The 21,227-nt window shown below is 54.7% G+C and carries 22 protein-coding genes; 9 read left to right on the forward strand and 13 right to left on the reverse strand.

What is annotated here, in order from left to right; all coding sequences use genetic code 11:
- Window positions 1–10: 10 nt before the first annotated feature.
- The 4 genes from livG to AC0Z7K_RS17035 all read right to left on the reverse strand — a co-directional run bounded on the left by livG (window position 11) and on the right by AC0Z7K_RS17035 (window position 4,265).
- Window positions 11–781, reverse strand: coding sequence for a high-affinity branched-chain amino acid ABC transporter ATP-binding protein LivG (livG, locus tag AC0Z7K_RS17020; RefSeq protein WP_112165584.1), 771 nt, complete (start codon window positions 779–781; stop codon window positions 11–13).
- Window positions 778–2,067 (reverse strand): high-affinity branched-chain amino acid ABC transporter permease LivM, encoded by a 1,290-nt coding sequence (locus tag AC0Z7K_RS17025; RefSeq protein ID WP_413531111.1) that lies wholly within the window; start codon window positions 2,065–2,067, stop codon window positions 778–780. The genes livG and AC0Z7K_RS17025 overlap by 4 nt, the downstream gene beginning before the upstream one ends.
- Window positions 2,064–2,990: a high-affinity branched-chain amino acid ABC transporter permease LivH gene (gene livH, locus AC0Z7K_RS17030; protein WP_112165580.1), complete on the reverse strand. Its 927-nt coding sequence runs from the start codon at window positions 2,988–2,990 to the stop codon at window positions 2,064–2,066. The genes AC0Z7K_RS17025 and livH overlap by 4 nt, the downstream gene beginning before the upstream one ends.
- Before the next feature lie 162 nt (window positions 2,991–3,152).
- On the reverse strand, window positions 3,153–4,265 hold the full coding sequence (locus AC0Z7K_RS17035; protein ID WP_112165578.1) for a branched-chain amino acid ABC transporter substrate-binding protein: 1,113 nt from the start codon (window positions 4,263–4,265) through the stop codon (window positions 3,153–3,155).
- Between the two features lie 403 nt (window positions 4,266–4,668).
- Between AC0Z7K_RS17035 and panM the strand changes: the two genes are divergently transcribed.
- Window positions 4,669–5,046: an aspartate 1-decarboxylase autocleavage activator PanM gene (gene panM / locus AC0Z7K_RS17040; protein ID WP_485615272.1), complete on the forward strand. Its 378-nt coding sequence runs from the start codon at window positions 4,669–4,671 to the stop codon at window positions 5,044–5,046.
- Between the two features lie 65 nt (window positions 5,047–5,111).
- Here panM and rpoH read toward each other — a convergent pair whose 3' ends face one another.
- From rpoH to ftsY, 4 genes are all read right to left on the reverse strand, one after another.
- On the reverse strand, window positions 5,112–5,969 hold the full coding sequence (gene rpoH, locus AC0Z7K_RS17045) for an RNA polymerase sigma factor RpoH (RefSeq protein WP_413531109.1): 858 nt from the start codon (window positions 5,967–5,969) through the stop codon (window positions 5,112–5,114).
- A gap of 329 nt (window positions 5,970–6,298) precedes the next feature.
- Window positions 6,299–7,279: a permease-like cell division protein FtsX gene (gene ftsX / locus AC0Z7K_RS17050; RefSeq protein ID WP_112165572.1), complete on the reverse strand. Its 981-nt coding sequence runs from the start codon at window positions 7,277–7,279 to the stop codon at window positions 6,299–6,301.
- A complete protein-coding gene (gene ftsE / locus AC0Z7K_RS17055; protein WP_112165570.1) occupies window positions 7,279–7,941 on the reverse strand; it encodes a cell division ATP-binding protein FtsE in 663 nt (220 codons plus the stop codon). Before ftsE ends, ftsX begins: the two co-directional genes overlap by 1 nt.
- Window positions 7,942–7,946: 5 nt before the next feature.
- On the reverse strand, window positions 7,947–9,425 hold the full coding sequence (ftsY, locus tag AC0Z7K_RS17060) for a signal recognition particle-docking protein FtsY (protein WP_485615274.1): 1,479 nt from the start codon (window positions 9,423–9,425) through the stop codon (window positions 7,947–7,949).
- Between the two features lie 226 nt (window positions 9,426–9,651).
- Between ftsY and rsmD the strand changes: the two genes are divergently transcribed.
- Window positions 9,652–10,263, forward strand: coding sequence for a 16S rRNA (guanine(966)-N(2))-methyltransferase (gene rsmD, locus AC0Z7K_RS17065; protein WP_112165566.1), 612 nt, complete (start codon window positions 9,652–9,654; stop codon window positions 10,261–10,263).
- 1 nt (window position 10,264) lies between these two features.
- Complete coding sequence (locus tag AC0Z7K_RS17070; RefSeq protein ID WP_112165564.1) at window positions 10,265–10,543, forward strand: DUF1145 family protein; 279 nt, start codon at window positions 10,265–10,267, stop codon at window positions 10,541–10,543.
- A gap of 9 nt (window positions 10,544–10,552) precedes the next feature.
- Here the strand turns inward: AC0Z7K_RS17070 and AC0Z7K_RS17075 are convergent, their stop codons facing one another.
- Window positions 10,553–10,915, reverse strand: a complete 363-nt coding sequence (locus tag AC0Z7K_RS17075; protein WP_485615275.1) for a DUF2500 domain-containing protein — start codon at window positions 10,913–10,915, stop codon at window positions 10,553–10,555.
- Between the two features lie 217 nt (window positions 10,916–11,132).
- Here AC0Z7K_RS17075 and AC0Z7K_RS17080 point away from each other — a divergent pair, with 217 nt between their 5' ends.
- Together AC0Z7K_RS17080 and AC0Z7K_RS17085 are read left to right on the forward strand one after the other, a co-directional pair.
- Complete coding sequence (locus AC0Z7K_RS17080; protein WP_413531105.1) at window positions 11,133–11,759, forward strand: lysoplasmalogenase; 627 nt, start codon at window positions 11,133–11,135, stop codon at window positions 11,757–11,759.
- Between the two features lie 123 nt (window positions 11,760–11,882).
- Window positions 11,883–14,225: a zinc/cadmium/mercury/lead-transporting ATPase gene (locus AC0Z7K_RS17085; protein WP_485615276.1), complete on the forward strand. Its 2,343-nt coding sequence runs from the start codon at window positions 11,883–11,885 to the stop codon at window positions 14,223–14,225.
- A 3-nt stretch (window positions 14,226–14,228) separates the two neighbouring features.
- Here AC0Z7K_RS17085 and tusA read toward each other — a convergent pair whose 3' ends face one another.
- Complete coding sequence (tusA, locus tag AC0Z7K_RS17090; protein ID WP_413531103.1) at window positions 14,229–14,492, reverse strand: sulfurtransferase TusA; 264 nt, start codon at window positions 14,490–14,492, stop codon at window positions 14,229–14,231.
- Window positions 14,493–14,723: 231 nt separating this feature from the next.
- Here tusA and AC0Z7K_RS17095 point away from each other — a divergent pair, with 231 nt between their 5' ends.
- The 3 genes from AC0Z7K_RS17095 to glpT all read left to right on the forward strand — a co-directional run bounded on the left by AC0Z7K_RS17095 (window position 14,724) and on the right by glpT (window position 17,851).
- Window positions 14,724–15,395 carry a 7-cyano-7-deazaguanine/7-aminomethyl-7-deazaguanine transporter gene (locus AC0Z7K_RS17095; protein ID WP_485615277.1) on the forward strand — a complete coding sequence of 224 codons (672 nt, stop codon included), beginning with the start codon at window positions 14,724–14,726 and terminating at the stop codon, window positions 15,393–15,395.
- Between the two features lie 154 nt (window positions 15,396–15,549).
- On the forward strand, window positions 15,550–16,107 hold the full coding sequence (locus tag AC0Z7K_RS17100) for a DcrB family lipoprotein (RefSeq protein WP_413531101.1): 558 nt from the start codon (window positions 15,550–15,552) through the stop codon (window positions 16,105–16,107).
- A 391-nt stretch (window positions 16,108–16,498) separates the two neighbouring features.
- Window positions 16,499–17,851, forward strand: a complete 1,353-nt coding sequence (gene glpT, locus AC0Z7K_RS17105) for a glycerol-3-phosphate transporter (protein WP_485615278.1) — start codon at window positions 16,499–16,501, stop codon at window positions 17,849–17,851.
- A gap of 80 nt (window positions 17,852–17,931) precedes the next feature.
- Here glpT and yigL read toward each other — a convergent pair whose 3' ends face one another.
- Both yigL and pldB read right to left on the reverse strand, forming a co-directional pair.
- Window positions 17,932–18,735, reverse strand: coding sequence for a sugar/pyridoxal phosphate phosphatase YigL (gene yigL / locus AC0Z7K_RS17110; protein WP_413531099.1), 804 nt, complete (start codon window positions 18,733–18,735; stop codon window positions 17,932–17,934).
- A gap of 47 nt (window positions 18,736–18,782) precedes the next feature.
- A complete protein-coding gene (pldB, locus tag AC0Z7K_RS17115) occupies window positions 18,783–19,775 on the reverse strand; it encodes a lysophospholipase L2 (RefSeq protein ID WP_413531098.1) in 993 nt (330 codons plus the stop codon).
- A gap of 122 nt (window positions 19,776–19,897) precedes the next feature.
- On the opposite strand from pldB, the gene rhtB reads away from it, so the two are divergent.
- The gene (rhtB, locus tag AC0Z7K_RS17120) at window positions 19,898–20,518 is read left to right on the forward strand and encodes a homoserine/homoserine lactone efflux protein (protein WP_112165547.1); all 621 of its coding nucleotides are present in this window, start codon (window positions 19,898–19,900) and stop codon (window positions 20,516–20,518) included.
- A 65-nt stretch (window positions 20,519–20,583) separates the two neighbouring features.
- Here rhtB and rhtC read toward each other — a convergent pair whose 3' ends face one another.
- On the reverse strand, window positions 20,584–21,210 hold the full coding sequence (gene rhtC, locus AC0Z7K_RS17125) for a threonine export protein RhtC (RefSeq protein ID WP_485615279.1): 627 nt from the start codon (window positions 21,208–21,210) through the stop codon (window positions 20,584–20,586).
- Window positions 21,211–21,227: the final 17 nt, after the last annotated feature.

Raw genomic sequence — 21,227 nt, forward strand, 5'->3', positions numbered from 1 at the left:
GTTCTGCCCCTTACCCTTCGCCAAGATACGCACGGATCACATCCGGATTGTTACGAATTTCAGCCGGCGTGCCCTGCGCCAGCGGCGTTCCCTGATTCACCACGTAGATGCGGTCGGAAATGCCCATCACCAGTTTCATATCATGCTCAATCAGCAACACCGACACGCTGTGCTGGTTACGCAGTTCGGCGATAAGCTGGTTCAGCTCTTCGGTTTCGCGCGGATTCAGACCCGCAGCAGGCTCATCGAGCATCAGAATTTCCGGACGCGTCACCATGCAGCGAACGATCTCCAGACGACGCTGCTGACCGTACGCCAGATTGCCCGCCTGACGGTTCGCCAGCTCAAGTAAACCGACGCGCTCCAGCCAGTCGGCGGCGCGATCCAGTGCGTCAGCTTCGGCACGGCGAAAGCCCGGCGTCTTGAACAGACCCGCCAGCACGCCGCTTTTCAGGTGTTGATGCTGGGCGACCAGCAGGTTTTCGATCACCGTCATTTCGCGGAACAGCCGCACATGCTGGAACGTTCTGACGACGCCCATACGGGCAATTTTCTGCCCCGGCAATCCTTCAAGATGCTGTTCGCGCAGCTTGATGGTCCCGCCGCTCGGTTTGTAAAAACCGGTCAGGCAGTTGAACACCGTGGTTTTACCCGCACCGTTCGGGCCGATAAGTGACACAATTTCGCCCTGATTAAGGTTCAGCGCGACGTTATTGACCGCCAGCAGGCCGCCAAAACGCATCGTCAGACCTTCAACGGCTAACAGAGGTTGCGTGCTCATGCCTGTTCCCCCTGATCGGCGATTTGTTTTTTAGACAGCTTCAGTTTGAGCTGCGGGCGCTTCATCGGCAGTAAACCTTGCGGACGCCAGATCATCATCAGCACCATTAAGGCACCGAGCAATAACATGCTGTATTCGTTGAGATCGCGCATCAGCTCCCGGGACACCACCAGCAGGATCGCCGCCAGGATGACCGCAAACTGTGAGCCCATCCCGCCGAGCACCACGATAGCCAGCACGAAAGCGGACTCCGCAAAGGTGAAAGATTCCGGGCTGACGAAGCCCTGACGCGCAGCGAATAACGTACCGGCGAAACCGGCAAACGCGGCACTGATGGTGAACGCGGTCAGTTTGATGCGCGTCGGATTCAGGCCAAGAGAGCGGCAGGCGATTTCATCTTCACGCAGCGCTTCCCATGCACGCCCGAGCGGCATCCGCAGCAAACGGTTGATGATGAACAGCGTGGCGACCACCAACAGCAGTGCGACCATGTACAGGAAGATAATGCGGTCACTCGGGTCATAGGCGACGCCGAAGAAGTTGCTGAAGGTATCCCAGCCGCCGTCGCGCGGTGTCCGGCTGAACTCCAGCCCGAACAGCGTCGGTTTGGGGATCTGGCTGATGCCGTTCGGCCCGCCGGTCAGCTCGGTATTATTGAGCAGCAAAATACGCACGATTTCACCGAAGCCGAGCGTCACGATTGCCAGATAATCACCCCGTAATCGCAGCACCGGGAATCCAAGCAGGAATCCAAACGCCGCCGAAACCAGACCGGCCAGCGGTAACGCCTCCCAGAAACCAATGCCGTAATAGTGATTGAGCAACGCGTAGGTGTAGGCGCCGATGGCGTAAAAGCCGCCGTAACCGAGCACCAGCAGACCGGACAAGCCCACGACGACGTTCAGACCGAGGCCCAGCATGATGTAGATGAGCGTCAGCGTGGCGATGTCCACCGTGCCGCGTGAGACGATAAACGGCCACGCGACGGCGGCGATGATCAATACCAGCGCCAGCAGTTTTTGTTTCGGCGTCGAGCCGTCAAAACTCGGCAGAACCCAGCCAGGCCCGGAAACTTTCTTCAGACCGCTGCTCACCATCGGGCGGAACAGCTGGAAAACAAAGACAATCGCACAACCGATGGCGATCCACGTCCAGCGCACTTCACCCGCGCCGTTCACCACCAGTTTGGTGCCATCAAGGCTAAGTTGCAGCCCCATGATGAACGCCGCCAGAATTAGCAGGACAAACGCAGAGACCAGCGCATTTAAGAGATTCAGGCGCTTCATACTTTCTCCACCTCCGGACGGCCCAGAATACCGGTCGGCAGCACCAACAACACGACGATCAGCAGTGCAAAGGAAACGACGTCTTTGTATTCAGTACTCAGATAGGCGGAGGTCAGCGCTTCGGCCACGCCCAGAATCAGGCCGCCGATCATTGCGCCCGGAATGCTGCCGATGCCGCCAAGCACCGCCGCGGTGAAGGCCTTCATCCCGGCCATAAAGCCGATGTACGGGTTAATCACACCATAGAACTGACCAAGCAGCACGCCCGCCACCGCCGCCATCAGAGCGCCAATAACAAACGTCAGGGAGATCACGCGGTCGGTGCTGATACCCAGCAGACTGGCCATTTTGAGGTCTTCTGCACAGGCGCGGCAGGCACGCCCCATGCGCGAATAGCGAATGAACAGCGTCAGTGCCAGCATGGCGATAAAGGTCACAACCCAGATGATCAGCTGCATGGTGCTGATGGTCGCCGCGAAGCCGTTGGTTTCGCCGATCGTCCACTGGCCGGTGACCAGGCTCGGTAAAGCGAGATCGCGTGAGCCCTGCGTCAGGCTGACGTAGTTTTGTAAGAAGATGGACATCCCGATGGCGGAAATCAGTGCAATAAGACGTTTGGAGTTACGCACCGGCTTGTAGGCCACGCGTTCAATGCTCCAGCCGTAGGCACTGGAAATCACAATCGCCGCGATAAATCCGGCACCGATCAGCAACCAGCTGGCATCGATACCCATCATCATCAGGGCGGCAATCACGATAAAGGAGACATAGCTGCCGATCATATACACCTCGCCGTGGGCGAAGTTGATCATGCCGATAATGCCGTAAACCATGGTGTAACCGATGGCGATCAGCGCATAAGTACTGCCCAACGTTACGCCGTTGAACATCTGCTGAGTGAAATAGAGGAACTGCTCTGACATACCCTATCCTTATAAATCAAGGGTTTGATAACTTGTGCTACTCCTCCCCCTGCGAAGGGGGAGGTTGGGAGGGGGTTTGGCAAACAACACAGTTGCCATTAATACCCCACCCCAGCCCTCCCCTTCGCAGGGGAGGGAGCGGAAGACCACTTTGGTGCAGTTTTATTTGATAGGGGTAGACGTGCCGTCTTTATGCCATTCGAAAATACCGAATTCGAATCCTTTCAGATCGCCCTTTTCATCCCAGCTCAGCGGACCCATAACGGTATCGACAGAAGCTGATTTGAGGTTTTTAGCAATGTCTGCCGGTTCCATGCTGCCACTGCGTTCCATACCGGTGGTCAGCGCCTGCAATGCGGCGTAAGTCGTCCAGACGAACGGACCGGTTGGATCCAGCTTCTTGGCTTTCAGGGAATCAACGATTGGCTGGTTGGCCGGCACCTGGTCATAACGTTTTGGCAGGGTAACGAACATCCCTTCAGACGCATCACCGGCGATGTTAGACAGTGAGGAGTTGCCCACGCCTTCCGGCCCCATGAATTTGGCGTTCAGACCGGCCTGTTTCGACTGGCGCAGGATCTGCCCCATTTCCGGGTAGTAGCCGCCAAAATACACGAAGTCGACGTTGTCTTTCTTCAGACGCGCTACCAGCGTAGAGAAATCTTTATCGCCTGCGGTCACACCTTCAAACAGCACGACGTTACCGCCGCCTTTCTTCAGCGCGTCCTGTACGGAGCGTGCCAGACCTTCGCCGTACTGTTGTTTATCATGCACAACGGCAATACGTTTTGGCTTAATGGTGTCGAGGATATATTTCGCCGCCGTCGGGCCCTGATCGGAATCCAGACCGGTGGTACGCATCACCATTTTGTAACCACGGGTGGTCAAATCTGCGTTGGTCGCGGCTGGCGTAATCATCAGCACGCCTTCATCTTCATAGATATCGGAAGCGGGCTGAGTGGAAGAAGAACACAGATGGCCGATCACGTAACGGATACCGTCATTGATCACTTTGTTAGCCACGGCGACAGCTTGTTTCGGGTCACACGCATCGTCGTATTCGACGCCAACCAGTTTGTCGCCTTTCACGCCGCCTTTTGCGTTGATGTCGGCGATCGCTTGTTTCGCGCCAGTAAATTCCATATCGCCATACTGGGCAACCGGCCCTGACATCGCACCGACGATGGCCACTTTAATGTCTTTTGCAAACGCAGCCTGGCTCATTGCCAATGCAATACACCCTGCCAGCCAGATCTTACCCTTTGTTACTTTCATCCGATTACCCCGTTGATGTGTGTTGTGGTTTGCTCTTTCTTTGCCTGTTCAAAACATCATCACTTAAGAAATTTAGTATAAGTAATAACGAGTTACCGGCTTATTTCGTCTCATTTTCAAATAAGACTTTATAATTCATATCATTAAACAGGAATTTTCTTCTGCAAATCAAATAGCACAATCAGAAATATGAGGTGTAAACAGAATTTTATCTGGGCGAATACGCGGTTCCTTTTCAAACAATCAGTGGTTAACGCTGGCATTATTGATTAAAGCCAACATTTATCGCTTATACAGGGATCTCAAAAAAAGTTTTCGACTTGATACTGTACAAAAAAAGTTACGCACCGTTTTTAGTGGATTCCGCTACACTGGCTTTCCCATTTTCTGACCTGTCCGCCTCATGAAATTAACGATCCAAAGACTCACTTCACTCAGCGCACAAGACCTGATCGATCTGGCCAAAATCTGGCCTGAGCAAACCGAAAGCGACTGGCAAACCTGCCTGAAGCCGGACCGTGCACTATTCGCCGCCGTCTTCAACGAACGTATTCTGGGCGCAGTGAAAATCCGGTTAAACGGCACACACGCCGAACTCAGTGACCTGCTTGTGCGTGAAGTGACACGCCGTCGCGGAGTTGGGTTGTATTTGATAGAAGATTTGCAGGCACAGCTGCCGCAGGTGAAATGCTGGGAGATGCAGGCGGAACCGGAAACAGTACTGGATGCGTTTATGCGGGCGTGCGGGTTTGTGCGCCAAGGGAATGTCTGGAAGAAATAACTTCTGGATTTCAGATATAAAAAAAGCGACCCGAAGGTCGCTTTTTCACGTCAGAAACGCACTTATCAGGCTTCGATCGCCACGCGCAATTTCTTCATCGCGTTCTTTTCCAGCTGACGAACACGTTCTGCGGAAACGCCGTACTTGTCGGCCAGCTCCTGCAGAGTGGACTTGTTATCGTCATCCAGCCAGCGCGCACGAATGATATCCTGACTACGTTCGTCCAGACCTTCCATCGCGGAAGAGAGTTTGTCTGTCGCGTCACGATCCCAGTTATCTTCTTCAATGCTTTCTGCGAAGTCAGAACTCTTATCTTGCAGATACAGCATCGGCGCCATCGCCGCGCCGTCGCGTGGTTCGTCATCCGGCGTTGGATCGAACGTCATGTCCTGTGCGGCCATGCGCGATTCCATTTCCAGCACATCTTTGCTGGTCACACCCAGTTCGCGGGCAACGTGCTCCACTTCGTCGTGGCTGAACCAGCCCAGACGCTGTTTGTTTTTACGCAGGTTAAAGAACAACTTACGTTGTGCTTTGGTTGTCGCAACTTTCACGATACGCCAGTTACGCAGCACGTATTCGTGAATTTCTGCTTTGATCCAGTGCACCGCAAAGGACACCAGACGCACACCGACTTCCGGATTAAAACGGCGAACCGCTTTCATCAGGCCGATGTTACCTTCCTGGATAAGGTCTGCCTGTGGCAAACCATAACCTGAATAGTTGCGGGCAATGTGAGCAACAAAGCGCAGGTGAGACAGGATCAGGTGTTTAGCCGCTTCCAGGTCACCGTCGTAATGCAGCCGTTCAGCCAGTGCCCGTTCTTCCTCTGCGGTGAGCATAGGATAGGCATTGGCCGCCCGAACATAGGCTTCCAGGCTACCTTGGGGTACTAATGCTAAAGTGCGCATTTCTTTGGTCATTCAAGCCTCTCATGTATGACGTAATGCAGGTTTTATACCACGTTGCTGCGGGATGATACCGCCTCGTTGCCGGTCTGCTTTTAACGAACAGTGACCACAACAAAACAACGCCGAGCCCTTCATATTCGCTGCTCTTCGACCACGAATTTTACATAAAGTTCAGGGACAGATTCAACAGTCTGACGACTTTAAGTGACAGACTGACTATCGGATAGTGAATTTGTGCCATTGCGGGGAAAGTAGGAAAAAGACGGCATGGAATGTATAAAGCGGCTCTCCCCCTGCGACACGATCCTTGAGCAGCAGGGGAAGATTATAGCAAATAATTACTACTGTGGTGTAAATCGCCGTAAATGTTGCACCGTCGCCAGCCAGGCGGCGATCCAGCCGATCATCGCGGAAACCAGCAACAGCAGCAGGCTTTCGTCCCAGCCCAGACCGTGCAGGTCAAAGGTCGTACCGAAGACCTGCGCGACCTGCGTCACCACGCTCTCAAGGCGCAGCACCAGTACTTCGGAGAGTACCAGCGACAGCAATGCACCGGTGAACCCGAGCATCGCGCCTCCATTGAGGAATGGCCGCAAAATGAAGCCGTCGGTCGCGCCTATCAGCTTCATGACGTTGATGGTGTCGCGGCGGCTGAAAATGCTCAGACGTACACTGTTACCAATGACAAGGAACACGGCGATCACCATCAGGATGCCGATCATCGCAGCTATCTGGCCCACCAAACCGGTTAGCGCCGCAAGACGGGCAAACCAGCTGTCGTCCATACGCACTTCATCCACGCCCTGCACAGCCGCCACGCGGTCACGCAGGGTGTTAAGTGTGGCGGAGTCCTGGAAATTCATTTTCGGCGTGATGATAGCCACCGCAGGCAACGGATTTTGCTCAAGCATATCCATCGCGCCGCCAAAGCCAGACCAGTTGCGGAACTCGCCCATCGCTTCCTCGCGGGAGAGGTAGTTGACTTTATCCACGCCCGCTTCGGTTTTAAGGGTTTTCACCACATTTTCGGCCGCGTTGTCATCCAGTGCTTTGTCGAGATATACCGTCAGCTGTGGCGTCGGATACCATTGTTCGGCCGCCGTACTGACGTTTTTCCATACCAGATAACACACGCTCGGCAAGGTCAGGGAAATCGCAATCACCATCACCGTGAGCAGCGTCGCCAGCGGCTGTCGCAGCATATCCGCCAGCGCGTTCATCCACGCATAGCGCCATTGTTCACGCCAGCCACCCTGCAACGCTTTACTCTTCGCTGCGCGGGCGCTTTTTGCGGTTTTCGTCGGGTTTGGACTGTTCGCCATTAGTACACTCCTCCCGACATCCGACCCTGACTCAGCGTCAACGTACGGTAATTACGACGGGCAATCAGACCCACGTCATGCGTCGCCATCAGCACGGTGACGCCAACCCGGTTAAATTCTTCGAACAGACGCAAGATGCCTTCTGACAGTTCACCGTCGAGGTTACCGGTCGGTTCATCCGCCAGCAGTACCGCAGGCTTGTTCACCACCGCACGGGCGATGCCTACACGTTGTTGCTCACCACCGGACAGCTGGATCGGCAGGTTTTTGGCTTTATCCAATAACCCGACTTTATCCAGCGCGGCCGATACGCGGCGACGAATATCTTCAGTACTGGCACCGGCGATAATCAGTGGCATCGCCACGTTGTCGTAGACGGTGCGATCCATCAGCAGATGGTGATCCTGGAAGATCATACCTATCTGCCGGCGCAGGAACGGCACTTCACTGGATTTCAGGCGGCTGATGTCGTGGCCGCCAAACAAAATCTGCCCGGCGCTCGGACGCTCAATGCCGCAAATCAGCTTCAGCAGGGTACTTTTACCCGCACCAGAGTGACCGGTCAGAAACGCCATTTCTGCTTGCTGGATGTGAAAATTGACGCCCTGAAGCGCCTGTCGTCCGCCCAGATAAGCTTTACTGACCTGTTCAAAGCGAATCATCCGTATTAATCCTCTCGGGCAAAAAGTGCCTCAATAAAATCGTCTGCCTTAAACGGCCTTAAATCTTCGATACCTTCGCCGACCCCGATATAACGAATCGGAATGCTGAACTGATCGGCGATGGCGAATATCACGCCGCCTTTTGCGGTGCCGTCCAGTTTAGTCAACGTAATGCCGGTTAGCCCGACCGCTTCGTTAAACAATTTGGCCTGACTGACCGCATTCTGGCCTGTGCTGGCGTCAAGCGTCAGCATAACCTCATGCGGCGCGTCTTCGTCGAGTTTCTTCATCACGCGAACGATCTTCTTCAACTCTTCCATCAGATGCGCTTTGTTTTGCAGACGTCCCGCTGTATCGGCGATTAACACGTCGATGTTGCGGGCTTTGGCCGCCTGAATCGCATCGAAAATCACGGAAGCTGAATCCGCGCCGGTATGCTGTGCAATCACCGGGATCTTGTTGCGCTGACCCCAGACCTGCAATTGTTCCACCGCCGCCGCACGGAACGTATCGCCCGCCGCCAGCATCACCGATTTGCCCTGCGCTTCAAACTGACGCGCCATTTTACCGATGGTGGTGGTTTTACCGACGCCGTTCACGCCTACCATCAGGATGACATACGGGGTTTTTCCGCTGACATCCAGTGGCTGGTCGACTTTTGACAGAATTTCGGACATTTCTTCCTTCAGCTTGCCGTAAAGCGCATCGGCGTCTTTCAGCTGCTTGCGGGAAGCGTGTTCAGTAAGGGAAGTGATGATTTTACGCGTGGTTTCGACGCCAACGTCGGCGATCAGTAGCTGTTCTTCTAACTCTTCGAACAGATCGTCGTCGATTTTCTTACCACGGAACAGGCCGACAAAACCCGAGCCAAGATTCTGCCTGGTTTTCACCAGGCTGCGTTTCAGACGGGCAAAGAAACCTTCTTTGGTCGGGCGTTCCTGCTCGGTTTCCCCGGCAGGCAGCACAACGATAGGATCCAGCGCGACCGGCAGCGGCTCATCTTCAACGACGACATTATCATCGACCGCTTCAAGGGAATCTTCGCGGGCGTCTTCGGCAATTTCAGCCGCTGACTCAACGAATTCGTCTTCAACGATCTGCTCTTCCAAAACGACCGGTTCATCAACGACCGGCGCATCAACAATAATGGGTTCTTCGATTTCTGCTTCGATGACGACAGGTTCTGCAACCGCAGACTCTTCAATTACCTGCTGCGCAGCCACCTGTTCGGTGATGTGCACAATTTCTTCTGCCAGTTCCTCAGCGGCCTCTAAACGTGCAGGCTCCTCAACATCAGGTTCCGGTTCTTTCAGAGGTTCAGGCTCGATAACCGGCTCAGGTTCGGTGACCGGTTCCGGCTCTACAGGAACGCCGGGTTCTTCGACAACCGGCACTTCTTCGCGCGTTTCTTCTTTCTGCTGCTCTTCTTCCTGACGGCCACGGCCGAACCAGGAGAAGAAACCGCGTTTTTTATCTTTAGCCATTTTACAACTTCACTCCTCGCCGCTAATGATTGGCGAACGGATTATTAATAGGGTTATAGTCGGGCAGTCTATCACTTTCCCCTTCCGGCAACACGCCCGCGTGTTGAATTCCGCTGGTTTTTCAATCGCCCATGTGAAACATTTGCCCATTGCTCGCACACCGGTAGAATAGCCCTCCAAACGATATGCAACGAAGCCCGATGGCTTCGGATTACACAAGCGAACTATGGCAAAGAAACCCAACACTCCCGCCGCAGGCCAAATCCGAATTATTGGCGGACTCTGGCGCGGACGCAAACTTCCGGTTCCACACAGTCCGGGGCTGCGCCCGACTACCGATCGCGTGCGCGAAACGCTGTTTAACTGGCTTGCGCCGGTGTTACAGGGCGCCCATTGTCTGGACTGTTTTGCAGGCAGCGGCGCGCTGGGTCTGGAAGCATTGTCACGCTATGCCGCCAGCGCTACCCTGCTGGAGTTTGAACGCCCGGTTGCGCAACAGCTAGAGAAAAACCTGGCGCTGCTAAACGCCAAAGATGCGAAAGTATTCAACGTTAATACATTGAACTGGCTGGCAAAAGCCGGAAGTGCCTTTGACGTGGTTTTCCTCGATCCGCCTTTTCGCAAAGGTATTCTGCAAGACACACTGAATTTGCTGGAGCAAAATCAGTGGCTGGCCGATGAGGCCTGGATTTACGTCGAAACAGAAGCCGAACACGACACGCTTGACGTGCCCGCCAGCTGGCGGTTACACCGTGAGAAAGTCGCCGGACAAGTTGCTTATCGTCTTTACCATCGCGATGTGACGCCTGAAACCGGCTCACCTGAACAGGAGCAGTAAGATGTTGATCAATATTGGTCGGTTGTTGATGTTGTGTATTTGGGGGTTTCTGGCGTTTAACCTGATTCACCCATTCCCGAAACCGATCAAATACTTTCTGGATGTGGCGATTGTGTTCATGTTCTTCATGCACGGTTTGCAGGTTATGTTGCTTAAAGCCACCCAGGGAAAAGAAAAAGATACGATTGGCCCGTGGCTGCAAACGCGCATTTTTCTGTTTGGCGTGTTTGAACTGATGGCATGGCAGAAGAAACAACCCCCACTGCCCACCAAAAAGTAATCTCTGTTTTTACGGCGCGTCCTGCGCCGTAAAAGCCACAAAACGGCTGCCATTCACGCTCAATGCCCCCTTCTGGCCTTTCGCCAGTTGGTGATACGCCGCTTCATCCAGCACGAGTTTCAGCTCCGCACCGCCGTTTTGCGGTTTGAAATAGCCTTCATATTTTTTATCTTCGACCGGGATCTGCTCCCGCTGGCGCGAACGCCGGTTGGGCGACAGATACTCACGCTTGGCCGTCACTTCCACCTGCACTGTGCGAAGCGGCGCGGCATCGTTATCGGCGTTGGTTCGCCGCTGCTGGAAATACTGGCGGGTGGCGAAAATCGCGATGACCACGATAAACGCAATAAAAATCATCGGAGGTTTAGTCATTGTTTGTCTGTGTTCGCAGAAGATGAAGGCGATAATGAATCAGCCTAATTTAGCATGTGGGAATTCGCCACACAGCCTGAAACAGGGATTTCTGATTGTCGAAGGCAGCGCCAGTCTCCTACACTGGGATCAAATACAGGAAAACAGGATGCGTTTTCCTGCACGCAGATACTGGTATGGGTTTGATGTTCTGTTTTGAAATATAAAAGGATAAACAATGAGTTGGCCATTCCTCGCAGTATTTTTCTCCGGCTGGTTGTTCGTTGATGCCAGCTACCGCGGCCTGCGCTGGCAGCGCTGGGTCTTCAAACCCGTCACCTTATTACTGCTGCTGTTACTCGCCTGGCAGGCACCGACGCTCAATGTGTACAGCTATCTGATCCTGCTGGGTCTGGCGGCGACACTGGTGGCCGATGGCCTTCTGCTGTTGCCGGAAGAGCGGTTTATGTACGCCCTTGGCGCGTTCTTCCTTTCGCATCTGCTGTATACGCTCAGTTTCGCCAGCCAGATGACGATCACCTTTTTCTGGCCGCTACCGCTGGCGTTACTGGTCATTGGCGCACTGCTGCTGGCGGTTATTTGGTCAAGGCTGGCCGAGCTTAAATGGGCAGTAACCACTTACATCGCGATGACACTGCTGATGGTCTGGCTGGCGGGAGAACAGTATTTTGCGCGCAGCACTGACATGGCCTTTTCGCTATTCTGCGGTACCGTGCTGCTTTTGCTGGGCAATATTTTCTGGTTGCTCAGCCGCTACCGATTCAAGTTCCGCGTCGCCGATGCGCTGGTGGCTGCCTGCTATTTCGGCGGCCATTTCCTGATTGTGCGATCACTTTATTTGTAATCTGTATTGAAATCCCTGCGGCGGAACCGTCCGGTTCCGCCCTCTCAAATATCGCTTGACCCTGGAGTCTACTCCAACGTTTAAACTGCCTGTAATCTCATTCGGTTTCATCCCGGAGGCAGTATGATTCAATGTCAAAAAACCACCGCCTGTCAGTGCGGTTGTCAGGGTAAACGTGCGCCCGGACTTCACATCAATAAAATCAGCGCCGTTGCGCCAGCAGCTGCGCATCCTGCCAGCTGTTGCAGCGACAATGCCCCCCGGGCTACCGTCGCCGAAAGCTGCTGCGCACCAAAAACAAGTGAACACTCACACACTGCAGCCGACGGTACAGCGGAAGGCTCGCCGGGTGAAGATGATCCCAGCGCGCCGCTTTCCGGCAACCAGCAATACAGCTGGCGTGTCGAGGGAATGGATTGCCCGGCTTGCGCCCGTAAAATCGAAAATGCCGTATCAGGCCTGAACGGCGTCAGTCGCGCCAAAGTGCTGTTCGCCACCGAAAAACTGGTGATTGACGCCAGTTATGATATTTCGCAAAACGTTCTGCGTGCCGTCACCGGCGCAGGTTTTACCCTGCAATCTCTCGATAAAACTCAGAACGCCCCCGCGCAGGAAGCGTCCCGGCTCAAAGAGTATATGCCGCTGATCGCCCTTTCCACGCTGATGTTACTGAGCTGGATCCTCGATATTTTCAATCTGCAGGCCGGTGAAATGGCGTTTATCGCCACCACGCTGGTCGGCCTGTGGCCAGTGTTGCGTCAGGCGATCCGCCAGACACGTTCCGGTTCGCCTTTTGCCATTGAAACGCTGATGAGCATCGCCGCGCTGGGTGCGCTGTTTATCGGCGCCACCGCTGAAGCTGCGATGGTATTGCTGCTGTTTATGATCGGTGAACGCCTCGAATCCTTTGCCGCCAGTCGCGCGCGCAGCGGGGTGAAAGCACTGATGGCGCTGATTCCGGACACCGCCGTACGGGTCATTGATGGCAAAACCGAATCCGTGCCGGTCGCCAGTCTGCGTCCCGGCGATATTATTGAAATCGCCGCCGGAGGGCGTCTGCCTGCCGATGCGATTTTGCACAGCGCCGCCAGTTTTGATGAAAGCGCGCTGACCGGAGAATCGGTGCCCGTTGAGCGCCAGCCTGGCGAAAAAGTCCCTGCGGGCAGCCTGTGCGTCGATCGTCTTGCTCGTCTGGAAGTCGCCTCCGCACCCGGCAACAGCGCTATTGACCGCATTCTGCAACTGATCGAAGAAGCCGACGAGCGCCGCGCGCCGATCGAGCGTTTCCTCGATACCTTCAGCCGTTACTACACCCCGATTATCATGCTGCTTTCGCTGCTGGTCATTATCATTCCGCCGCTGGCGATGGGGCTTTCGTGGGAAACATGGATTTATCGTGGCCTGACGTTACTGCTGATCGGCTGCCCGTGTGCGCTGGTGATTTCGACGCCTGCGGCGATTACGTCCGGACTGGCGGCAGCCACGCGTCAGGGTGCGTTAATCAAAGGCGGTGCAGCGCTGGAACAACTGGCGCTGATCGAAACCGTGGCGCTGGATAAAACCGGCACGCTCACCGAAGGTAAACCGGAGGTCACCGGCGTGTTGGTGCTGAACGGCGCCAGCGAAGGCGAAGTGCTAAGCCTCGCCGCTGCGGTCGAAGAAGGTTCACATCACCCGCTGGCTCAGGCGATTTTAGCCCGCGCGAAAGCCCATAATCCGCTGCCAATCACCGCACAGGATCGCCGGGCACTGGCGGGTTCCGGCGTGGAAGGGATTGTCTCCGGCAGAAAGATTCAGGTGCTGGCACCGAAACGCGTGGAAGAAAGCGCGCTGAGTGCGGACGCCACAACGCAAATCGCCGGGTGGGAATCCGCCGGTAAAACTGTGGTCGTGGTAATGCAGGACGCGCAGGCTATCGGTCTGGTCGCGATGCAGGATCGCCTGCGCGATGATGCCATCGACGCGTTGCGCAGTCTGAAAGCGCTCGGCGTATCGGCAGTGATGCTGACCGGCGATAATCCGCGTGCGGCCAAAACTATTGCTGACCGGCTGGGCATCGATTTTCGTGCCGGTTTATTGCCTGCCGATAAAGTCTCTGCGGTCACTGAGCTGAACGCAGTGAAACCGGTGGCGATGGTCGGCGACGGCATCAACGATGCGCCGGCGATGAAAGCCGCAACAATCGGAATTGCGATGGGCAGCGGCACCGACGTGGCGCTGGAAACCGCCGATGCTGCGCTGACGCACAACCGCCTGAGCGGGCTGGCGCAGATGATCAGCCTGTCGCGCGCCACGCGGGCGAACATCCGTCAGAACATCACCATCGCGCTGGGGCTGAAGGCAATTTTTCTGGTCACCACCATTATGGGGCTGACCGGCCTGTGGCTGGCGGTGCTGGCAGATTCGGGCGCAACGGCACTCGTCACTGCCAACGCCCTGAGACTGTTGCGCAATAAATCGCGCTGAGGATTATGGGCGGGTCTCGCTGATCCGCCCTTTGCACAGCAGATAACGGTAAGGCAGGCTGTCGGTATCAGACGCTAACAACGTGTGTTCCATAAAGCGGCAGAAGCCAGGAATATCGCGGGTGGTTGCCGGATCATCGGCGACGATCAGCAATGTTTCACCGTCTTTCATGGTGCGTACTGCTTTACGAACCATCATTACAGGTTCCGGGCAACGCAGGCCCAGTGCATCAAGCTGATGGTCCGGGTTGATAAAGGGATCGGTCATTTCGTTTCTCAACATTTTCAGCGGCAATGCGCGATTGTACGGTAATGGGCCACAGTTTAACCCGCTGGTTTTCTCACGCAACCTGCGCAAACCGTTGCGCTATAATTAACCACCGGATCTGTTGCGCAAACGGTGCGCAACAGATACTATGCGCGCCGCACCGGAAATACCGGTGTGAAAGAAAAGACACTCTTGGGTTCCCTCACCCCAATTCACTAAAAAGGTCACATCATGTATTCCTTTACTGCTCAACAGCGGTTTTCCGCGTTGATATGGCTATCGCTTTTTCACATCGCCATCATTACCTCCAGTAATTATCTGGTTCAGTTACCCGTATCCATTTTTGGTTTCCACACCACCTGGGGCGCATTCACATTTCCGTTTATTTTTCTGGCCACCGATCTGACCGTGCGAATTTTCGGCGCACCGCTGGCGCGACGGATTATTCTTTCCGTGATGGTACCTGCACTGGCTATTTCCTACGTGATTTCCGCCCTGTTCTTTGAAGCGCAGTGGCAGGGCGTCGGCGCACTCAGCAGCCTGAACATCATGGTGGCACGCATTGCGACCGCAAGCTTTATGGCGTATGTGCTGGGGCAAATTCTCGACGTTCACGTCTTCAACCGCCTGCGCCAGAACCGCCGCTGGTGGATAGCACCGGTCGCCTCGATGTTTCTGGGAAATATCAGCGATACGCTGTCGTTCTTCTTCATCGCGTTCTACAAAAGCACCGACGCTTTTATGGCCGAACACTGGGTGGAAATCGCGCTGGTGGATTACACGTTCAAAGTGCTGATCTGTCTGGTGTTCTTCCTGCCGATGTACGGCGTACTGCTGAACATGCTGCTTAAGAGTCTGTCCGCTCAGGGAAATCACACTCCGTCGGCCATGCGTGCGCACTAGCGGCTAACAAGGGGCTTTCGCCCCTTTTCAGATCCGCCTTCCCCAAAACAAAAATCGCGCCATAATCTGACTTGCATTTGCGGCGTGAATAGGTTGCCATAAGGCCGTTAAGTCAACATCTAAGCCTGATAAACAGGCCACTTAAGGAAGACCGATGCGTAACTTCGCTAAAATGATGGGAATGGCAGTACTGGTCGCCGGTCTGGCGGCGTGTGACGGTAAAACTACTGACGCACCGGCAGCGGATAAAGCAGCAGCCGCGGCGACAACCACCGCGCCAGTCAGCCTGCTGGATGGAAAAGTCACCTTCTCCCTGCCGCAGGGAATGAGCGACCAGAGCGGTAAGCTGGGCACTCAGGCAAACAATATGCACGTGTACGCCGACAGCACCGGTCAGAAAGCGGTGATTGTGATCCTCGGAGATAACACTACCGAATCGCTGGAAACGCTAACTGCCCGTTTGCAGGATCAGCAAAAAGCCCGCGATACCAACCTGCAAGTCGTGACGAATAAATCGATTCAGGTTAACGGCCAGACGATGCAACAGTACGACAGCGTGATCACCTCTGCCGGTCAGAAAGCTTATTCGTCTATCGTGCTGGGCAAAGTAGACAGCCATCTGCTGACGCTGCAAATTACCCTGCCGGCTGACAATCAGCAACAGGCGCAGGCGGATGCTGAAGCTATTATTAATACCCTGAAAGTTCAGTAATCTTTGCTTTCAGCGGCACTCTCAGGCGGAGCTTTGGCTCCGCTTTTTTGTTGCTGATCTGCCAGGTTTGGCACCTCAACGCGTTGCCCACACCGTTGAAATGGGTTTTTTCGCTCACATTCGAAGGGAAACGCGCGCGATCACGTTAACGGCCGGGATACCCATCAAAAATGTGATTCAACCACAGATTCCGCCCTTCTGACGTTTCATTTTGTTACTCAATATCGCAAAATCCGCCTCCTTAGTCATAAAACTGTAACAATTCTGTCATCTATCACAGTTCATAGGCGCTCTGCCCGTTAGCATGATGTTCGTTTTGGAACATAACGGCACTGCCCTTTGTCAGTGGCTCATGATGAGTCAGACCTGATTTATGCCATTGGAGGCATGTATGCTCAGTATCTTCAAACCCGCGCCACACAAAGCGCCCGTGGATGAAAGCCACGTCGATCCGCTCTACCGCCGTCTCCGCTGGCAAATCTTCATGGGGATTTTCTTCGGTTACGCGGCTTACTATCTGGTGCGCAAAAACTTCGCACTGGCCATGCCTTATCTCATCGACCAGGGCTTTTCGCGCGGCGATCTGGGTTTTGCGCTTTCCGGGATTTCCATCGCTTACGGTATCTCGAAATTCATTATGGGTTCGGTCTCTGACCGCTCTAATCCGCGCGTCTTCCTGCCTGCGGGCCTGATCCTCGCCGCCGCTGTCATGTTGTTTATGGGATTTGTGCCATGGGCAACCTCCAGCATCGCCATCATGTTCGTGCTGTTGTTCCTGTGCGGATGGTTTCAGGGCATGGGCTGGCCGCCGTGCGGACGCACCATGGTTCACTGGTGGTCACAGAAGGAGCGCGGCGGAATTGTCTCGGTGTGGAACTGCGCGCATAACGTCGGCGGCGGCATTCCTCCGTTGCTGTTCCTGCTGGGGATGGCGTGGTTTAACGACTGGCATGCGGCGCTGTATATGCCCGCTTTCGGCGCGATCCTGCTGGCGGTGTTTGCCTTCATGGCTATGCGCGATACTCCGCAGTCCTGCGGTCTGCCGCCTATCGAAGAATACAAAAACGATTATCCGCCGGATTACGTGAAAGAATCCGCCGAGCAGGAGCTGACGGCGAAGCAGATCTTCATGCAATACATTTTGCCGAACAAACTGCTGTGGTACATCGCGCTGGCGAACGTGTTTGTTTACCTGCTGCGCTACGGCATTCTCGACTGGTCGCCGACCTACCTGAAAGAAGTGAAGCACTTCGCGTTGGATAAATCCTCGTGGGCGTATTTCCTGTATGAATATGCGGGTATACCGGGGACGCTGCTGTGCGGCTGGATGTCTGACAAAGTGTTCAAAGGCAACCGCGGCGCGACCGGCGTGTTCTTCATGGTGCTGGTGACCATCGCGACTGTTGTTTACTGGCTGAACCCGGTCGGCAATCCGGGCATTGATATGGCCTGTATGATCACTATTGGCTTCCTGATCTACGGCCCGGTAATGCTGATTGGCTTACATGCTCTGGAACTGGCACCGAAGAAAGCGGCGGGTACGGCGGCGGGCTTTACCGGATTGTTTGGTTATCTGGGCGGCTCGGTTGCGGCAAGTGCCATCGTTGGTTACACCGTGGATTACTTCGGCTGGGATGGCGGCTTTATCGTGATGATTGCCGGATGTGTGCTGGCGGTTCTGCTGCTGGTATTAACCATGCTCAGTGAGAATAAGCACAAAGCGCAACTGGCGAAAAATGCCTGATTCCTACTGATATGACACATAGCAAAAAGGCACCAACGGTGCCTTTTTCATTTACTGATCAACGTACTTCACAGTCTGAATTATTCCGACAGATACATTTTGCGCAGATAATGCGGCACCGCATCGTCGGCGTTAGAACCGATGATTTCCGCATCCGGCATCGCTGCTTTCAGGCGCGGCAGAGAGCCGCTCATCAGACAGCCTTTTCCGGCCATGCTCAGCATCTCAAGGTCATTGAGACCATCGCCAAAGGCGATACAATCTTTCAGCGTGTAACCCATCAGTTTCGACACGTATTCCAGCGCATGTCCTTTCGATACGCCGCCCGCCATGACTTCCAGACAGACCGGCAGCGAGAAGCTGACGTTTACACGATCGCCCCAGCGTGCGTTGATCGCTTCTTCCAGTGGCAGCAGTTTCTCGTGATCTTCGCAGGTGAAATAGACTTTGCAGATGCCGTCGGTTTCCAGCAGACCCGGCTCGTACAGCTTGTATTTGAACACGGATTCGCGGAAGAAATCGTCCTGATCGGCGCGGTCACGGTTCATGTACCAGTCGTCGTTACGGTAAACGTTGGTCAAAATATCCGGATTATTGTGCATGATGCCGAACAGATCGCGGGCAATATCTTCGTCCAGATTGTGGGAGAAAATCAGCTCACCGTCGGTGTTATGCACGCGCGCACCGTTCGAGGTGATCATATAAGCGCTGATTTCCAGATTGTCACGCATCTGCGCGACATCGATATGGTGACGCCCGGTGGCGAACACAAAATGCACATCGCGCTGCGTGAGCAGCTTGAGCGTCTCTTTCGCGAACGGGCTCAGGGTATGGTCAGGTGATAGCAGTGTGCCATCTAAATCGGAAGCAACAACATGGTACATAGCGTAGGTTCTAACCTCTGATGGAGTTGTGCGCGGCGTACCGCGGATTAATGCTGTCGCGCAAAAAAGCGCATGATAGCGTCCAGCGCCTGTGCCCGAAGGTCGTCCCGCTCGAACAGGATCTCATGGCGCGCGCCTTCAATGACCAGCGGTTTATCCCCTTCACAAGGGTGACCCGCAACGGCCATGGCCTGACAAAAAGCAAGATGAGACCGGTTATCGACTACACGGTCTTCGCTTGCCTGCAATAAAAGGACGGGCGTAGTGATTTTCTCGGCTTCTTTCAGGATATGCATCCCGGCGTCGATACCTTCACGCACCCAGTGATACGTTGGTCCGCCGACCTGCAGCTCCGGATAATCGGCGTAGTAGCGCAGATTACGGCGATAACGTTCGCGACTGTGGGTCAGACGATTGACCACAAACGGCAAAGGCCGCCAGTGACCGGTGCCGAGCGCATAACCGTCGCGACGTACCGGACGGTTTTCCGCCCAGTTAAGGATCCGGCGGGATATCCAGCCCGGCATCGGCAGATAAATGCCGGTCATCGGGGCCAGCAATGCCGCCGCGTCGAAACTTTGCGGATTTTTGGCCAGATACAGTGCCAGGATCGCACCGCCCATCGAGTGTGCCAGCGCGAACTTTTTCGCGTACTGACGGGGCGCAATCTCAAGCTGATAAAAGCGCTCGAAATCTTCAACGTAATCATCGAAGTGCTGTACGTGACCGCAGTGCGGATCGTCAAGCATCCTGCCGGAACGTCCCTGCCCGCGATGATCGACAATCATCACATCATAACCACAGTGGAATAAATCGTAGGCTACTTCGGGGTATTTTACGTAACTTTCGATACGGCCCGGTGACACCATGATGACTTTATCATGATCGGGGGAACAGAACCGGACGTAGCGGATCGGTACATCGTCTACACCGTTAAACTCACCTTCCTCACGCGTACGCCAGAAATCGAGCAGCGGCCCGGTCGCAAAGGCGGAAAACTCCTTTTCACGTGTTAACCACCTTGCGTAATTCGCAGACATTCAATTGATCCAAAATTGTTAGGCGCAGAGGAGAAAAGTGTTATTTGTGAGCTATAGCACAACTATAAACAATGGCGTATTGTGCCATAAAACAACATAAAACGTATTCAGGGAGTCTCGCAATGACACTGGACTGGTGGTTAACCTACCTGCTCACTACTTCTATCTTAAGTCTGTCCCCGGGTTCTGGCGCAATTAATACGATGAGCACCGGCATCAGTCACGGCTATCGCGGCGCGGTGGCATCGATTGCCGGGCTCCAGCTGGGGTTGTCTATCCACATCGTGCTGGTGGGTATCGGTCTTGGCGCGCTGATTTCGCAATCGCTGCTGGCGTTTGAGATGCTGAAATGGCTGGGGGCGGCGTATCTAATCTGGCTGGGTATCTGCCAGTGGCGCTCTGCCGGGGCGATTGACCTGAACGCGCTGGCCAGCAGCATGCCGCGCCGTCGCCTGTTCAAACGCGCCATTCTGGTGAACCTCACCAATCCCAAAAGCATCGTCTTTCTGGCCGCGCTGTTCCCGCAGTTTATCATTCCTCACCAGCCGCAGGCTGCACAATACGTGGTGTTGGGCGTGACGACCGTGGTGGTCGATATCATCGTGATGATCGGTTACGCCACGCTGGCAACACGCATCGCGGGCTGGGTAAAAGCCCCGAAACAAATGCAACTGCTGAACCGGATTTTCGGCTCGCTGTTTATGCTGGTAGGGGTATTGCTGGCGAGTGCGCGGAAGGTTTAATTTCTCAGAATGCAAAAAGGGTCCGCTATTTAGCCGGACCCTTTTTTATGCGCGCAATGTTCTGATCAGCGATTCACAATTAACGCGATACCGAATCCGGCAAATACCACGCCCGCTACGCCATCGATCCATTTGGCTAAACGCTGATAGCCGCGACGCATCTTCGGCAGCGCAAAGACCATGGCGACTAAAGAGAACCAGGCCAGGGTTTCAATCACGATTAACAGGAATATGGCTGAACGCTCGCCGCCGCTGACGCTGTCGCCCACGAACATCGAGAACACGCTGCCGAAGTAGACGACGGCTTTCGGGTTGGACAGATTGGTCAGCAGCCCGCGCATAAAGGTGCGACCACGGGCAGGTAATGCGACGGACACGTCGGCTTCAGTGCCACCGTCCTGCTTTTTAGAACGAGCGGATTTCAGCAACTGCCAGCCCATCCAGCACAGATACAGGCCACCGCCGATGGTAATAATCTGATGCAGCCATGCCATTTTTTGCAGGATCAGATGCAGACCCATCAGCGCCACGGCGGCCCACACGGCAACACCCAGCGTAATGCCAATAACACCCATCATCGCTTCTTTGCGCGAGCGGCTGGCCGCTGTCTGCGAGACAAAGAAGAAGTCCGGACCAGGACTCGCCAGTGCGATCATATGTACCATCGCAACCATCAGAAACAGCGTCAGCATGATTAACTCTCTGTGTT

Source organism: Rahnella sp. 1L-D-7-B-C2, assembly GCF_057290995.1.

What these genes read in the sequence shown, in the direction of transcription:
- AC0Z7K_RS17035 (WP_112165578.1), bottom strand. Translation starts at nt 4,265, where the DNA reads ATGAAAGTAACAAAGGGTAAGATCTGGCTGGCAGGGTGTATTGCATTG.
- AC0Z7K_RS17070 (WP_112165564.1), top strand. Translation starts at nt 10,265, where the DNA reads ATGTTGATCAATATTGGTCGGTTGTTGATGTTGTGTATTTGGGGGTTT.
- AC0Z7K_RS17025 (WP_413531111.1), bottom strand. Translation starts at nt 2,067, where the DNA reads ATGAAGCGCCTGAATCTCTTAAATGCGCTGGTCTCTGCGTTTGTCCTG.
- AC0Z7K_RS17100 (WP_413531101.1), top strand. Translation starts at nt 15,550, where the DNA reads ATGCGTAACTTCGCTAAAATGATGGGAATGGCAGTACTGGTCGCCGGT.
- ftsX (WP_112165572.1), bottom strand. Translation starts at nt 7,279, where the DNA reads ATGGCGAACAGTCCAAACCCGACGAAAACCGCAAAAAGCGCCCGCGCA.
- rsmD (WP_112165566.1), top strand. Translation starts at nt 9,652, where the DNA reads ATGGCAAAGAAACCCAACACTCCCGCCGCAGGCCAAATCCGAATTATT.
- AC0Z7K_RS17095 (WP_485615277.1), top strand. Translation starts at nt 14,724, where the DNA reads ATGTATTCCTTTACTGCTCAACAGCGGTTTTCCGCGTTGATATGGCTA.
- pldB (WP_413531098.1), bottom strand. Translation starts at nt 19,775, where the DNA reads ATGTCTGCGAATTACGCAAGGTGGTTAACACGTGAAAAGGAGTTTTCC.
- ftsE (WP_112165570.1), bottom strand. Translation starts at nt 7,941, where the DNA reads ATGATTCGCTTTGAACAGGTCAGTAAAGCTTATCTGGGCGGACGACAG.
- rhtB (WP_112165547.1), top strand. Translation starts at nt 19,898, where the DNA reads ATGACACTGGACTGGTGGTTAACCTACCTGCTCACTACTTCTATCTTA.
- glpT (WP_485615278.1), top strand. Translation starts at nt 16,499, where the DNA reads ATGCTCAGTATCTTCAAACCCGCGCCACACAAAGCGCCCGTGGATGAA.
- AC0Z7K_RS17085 (WP_485615276.1), top strand. Translation starts at nt 11,883, where the DNA reads ATGATTCAATGTCAAAAAACCACCGCCTGTCAGTGCGGTTGTCAGGGT.
- AC0Z7K_RS17080 (WP_413531105.1), top strand. Translation starts at nt 11,133, where the DNA reads ATGAGTTGGCCATTCCTCGCAGTATTTTTCTCCGGCTGGTTGTTCGTT.
- ftsY (WP_485615274.1), bottom strand. Translation starts at nt 9,425, where the DNA reads ATGGCTAAAGATAAAAAACGCGGTTTCTTCTCCTGGTTCGGCCGTGGC.
- tusA (WP_413531103.1), bottom strand. Translation starts at nt 14,492, where the DNA reads ATGACCGATCCCTTTATCAACCCGGACCATCAGCTTGATGCACTGGGC.
- livH (WP_112165580.1), bottom strand. Translation starts at nt 2,990, where the DNA reads ATGTCAGAGCAGTTCCTCTATTTCACTCAGCAGATGTTCAACGGCGTA.
- yigL (WP_413531099.1), bottom strand. Translation starts at nt 18,735, where the DNA reads ATGTACCATGTTGTTGCTTCCGATTTAGATGGCACACTGCTATCACCT.
- panM (WP_485615272.1), top strand. Translation starts at nt 4,669, where the DNA reads ATGAAATTAACGATCCAAAGACTCACTTCACTCAGCGCACAAGACCTG.
- AC0Z7K_RS17075 (WP_485615275.1), bottom strand. Translation starts at nt 10,915, where the DNA reads ATGACTAAACCTCCGATGATTTTTATTGCGTTTATCGTGGTCATCGCG.
- rhtC (WP_485615279.1), bottom strand. Translation starts at nt 21,210, where the DNA reads ATGCTGACGCTGTTTCTGATGGTTGCGATGGTACATATGATCGCACTG.
- livG (WP_112165584.1), bottom strand. Translation starts at nt 781, where the DNA reads ATGAGCACGCAACCTCTGTTAGCCGTTGAAGGTCTGACGATGCGTTTT.
- rpoH (WP_413531109.1), bottom strand. Translation starts at nt 5,969, where the DNA reads ATGACCAAAGAAATGCGCACTTTAGCATTAGTACCCCAAGGTAGCCTG.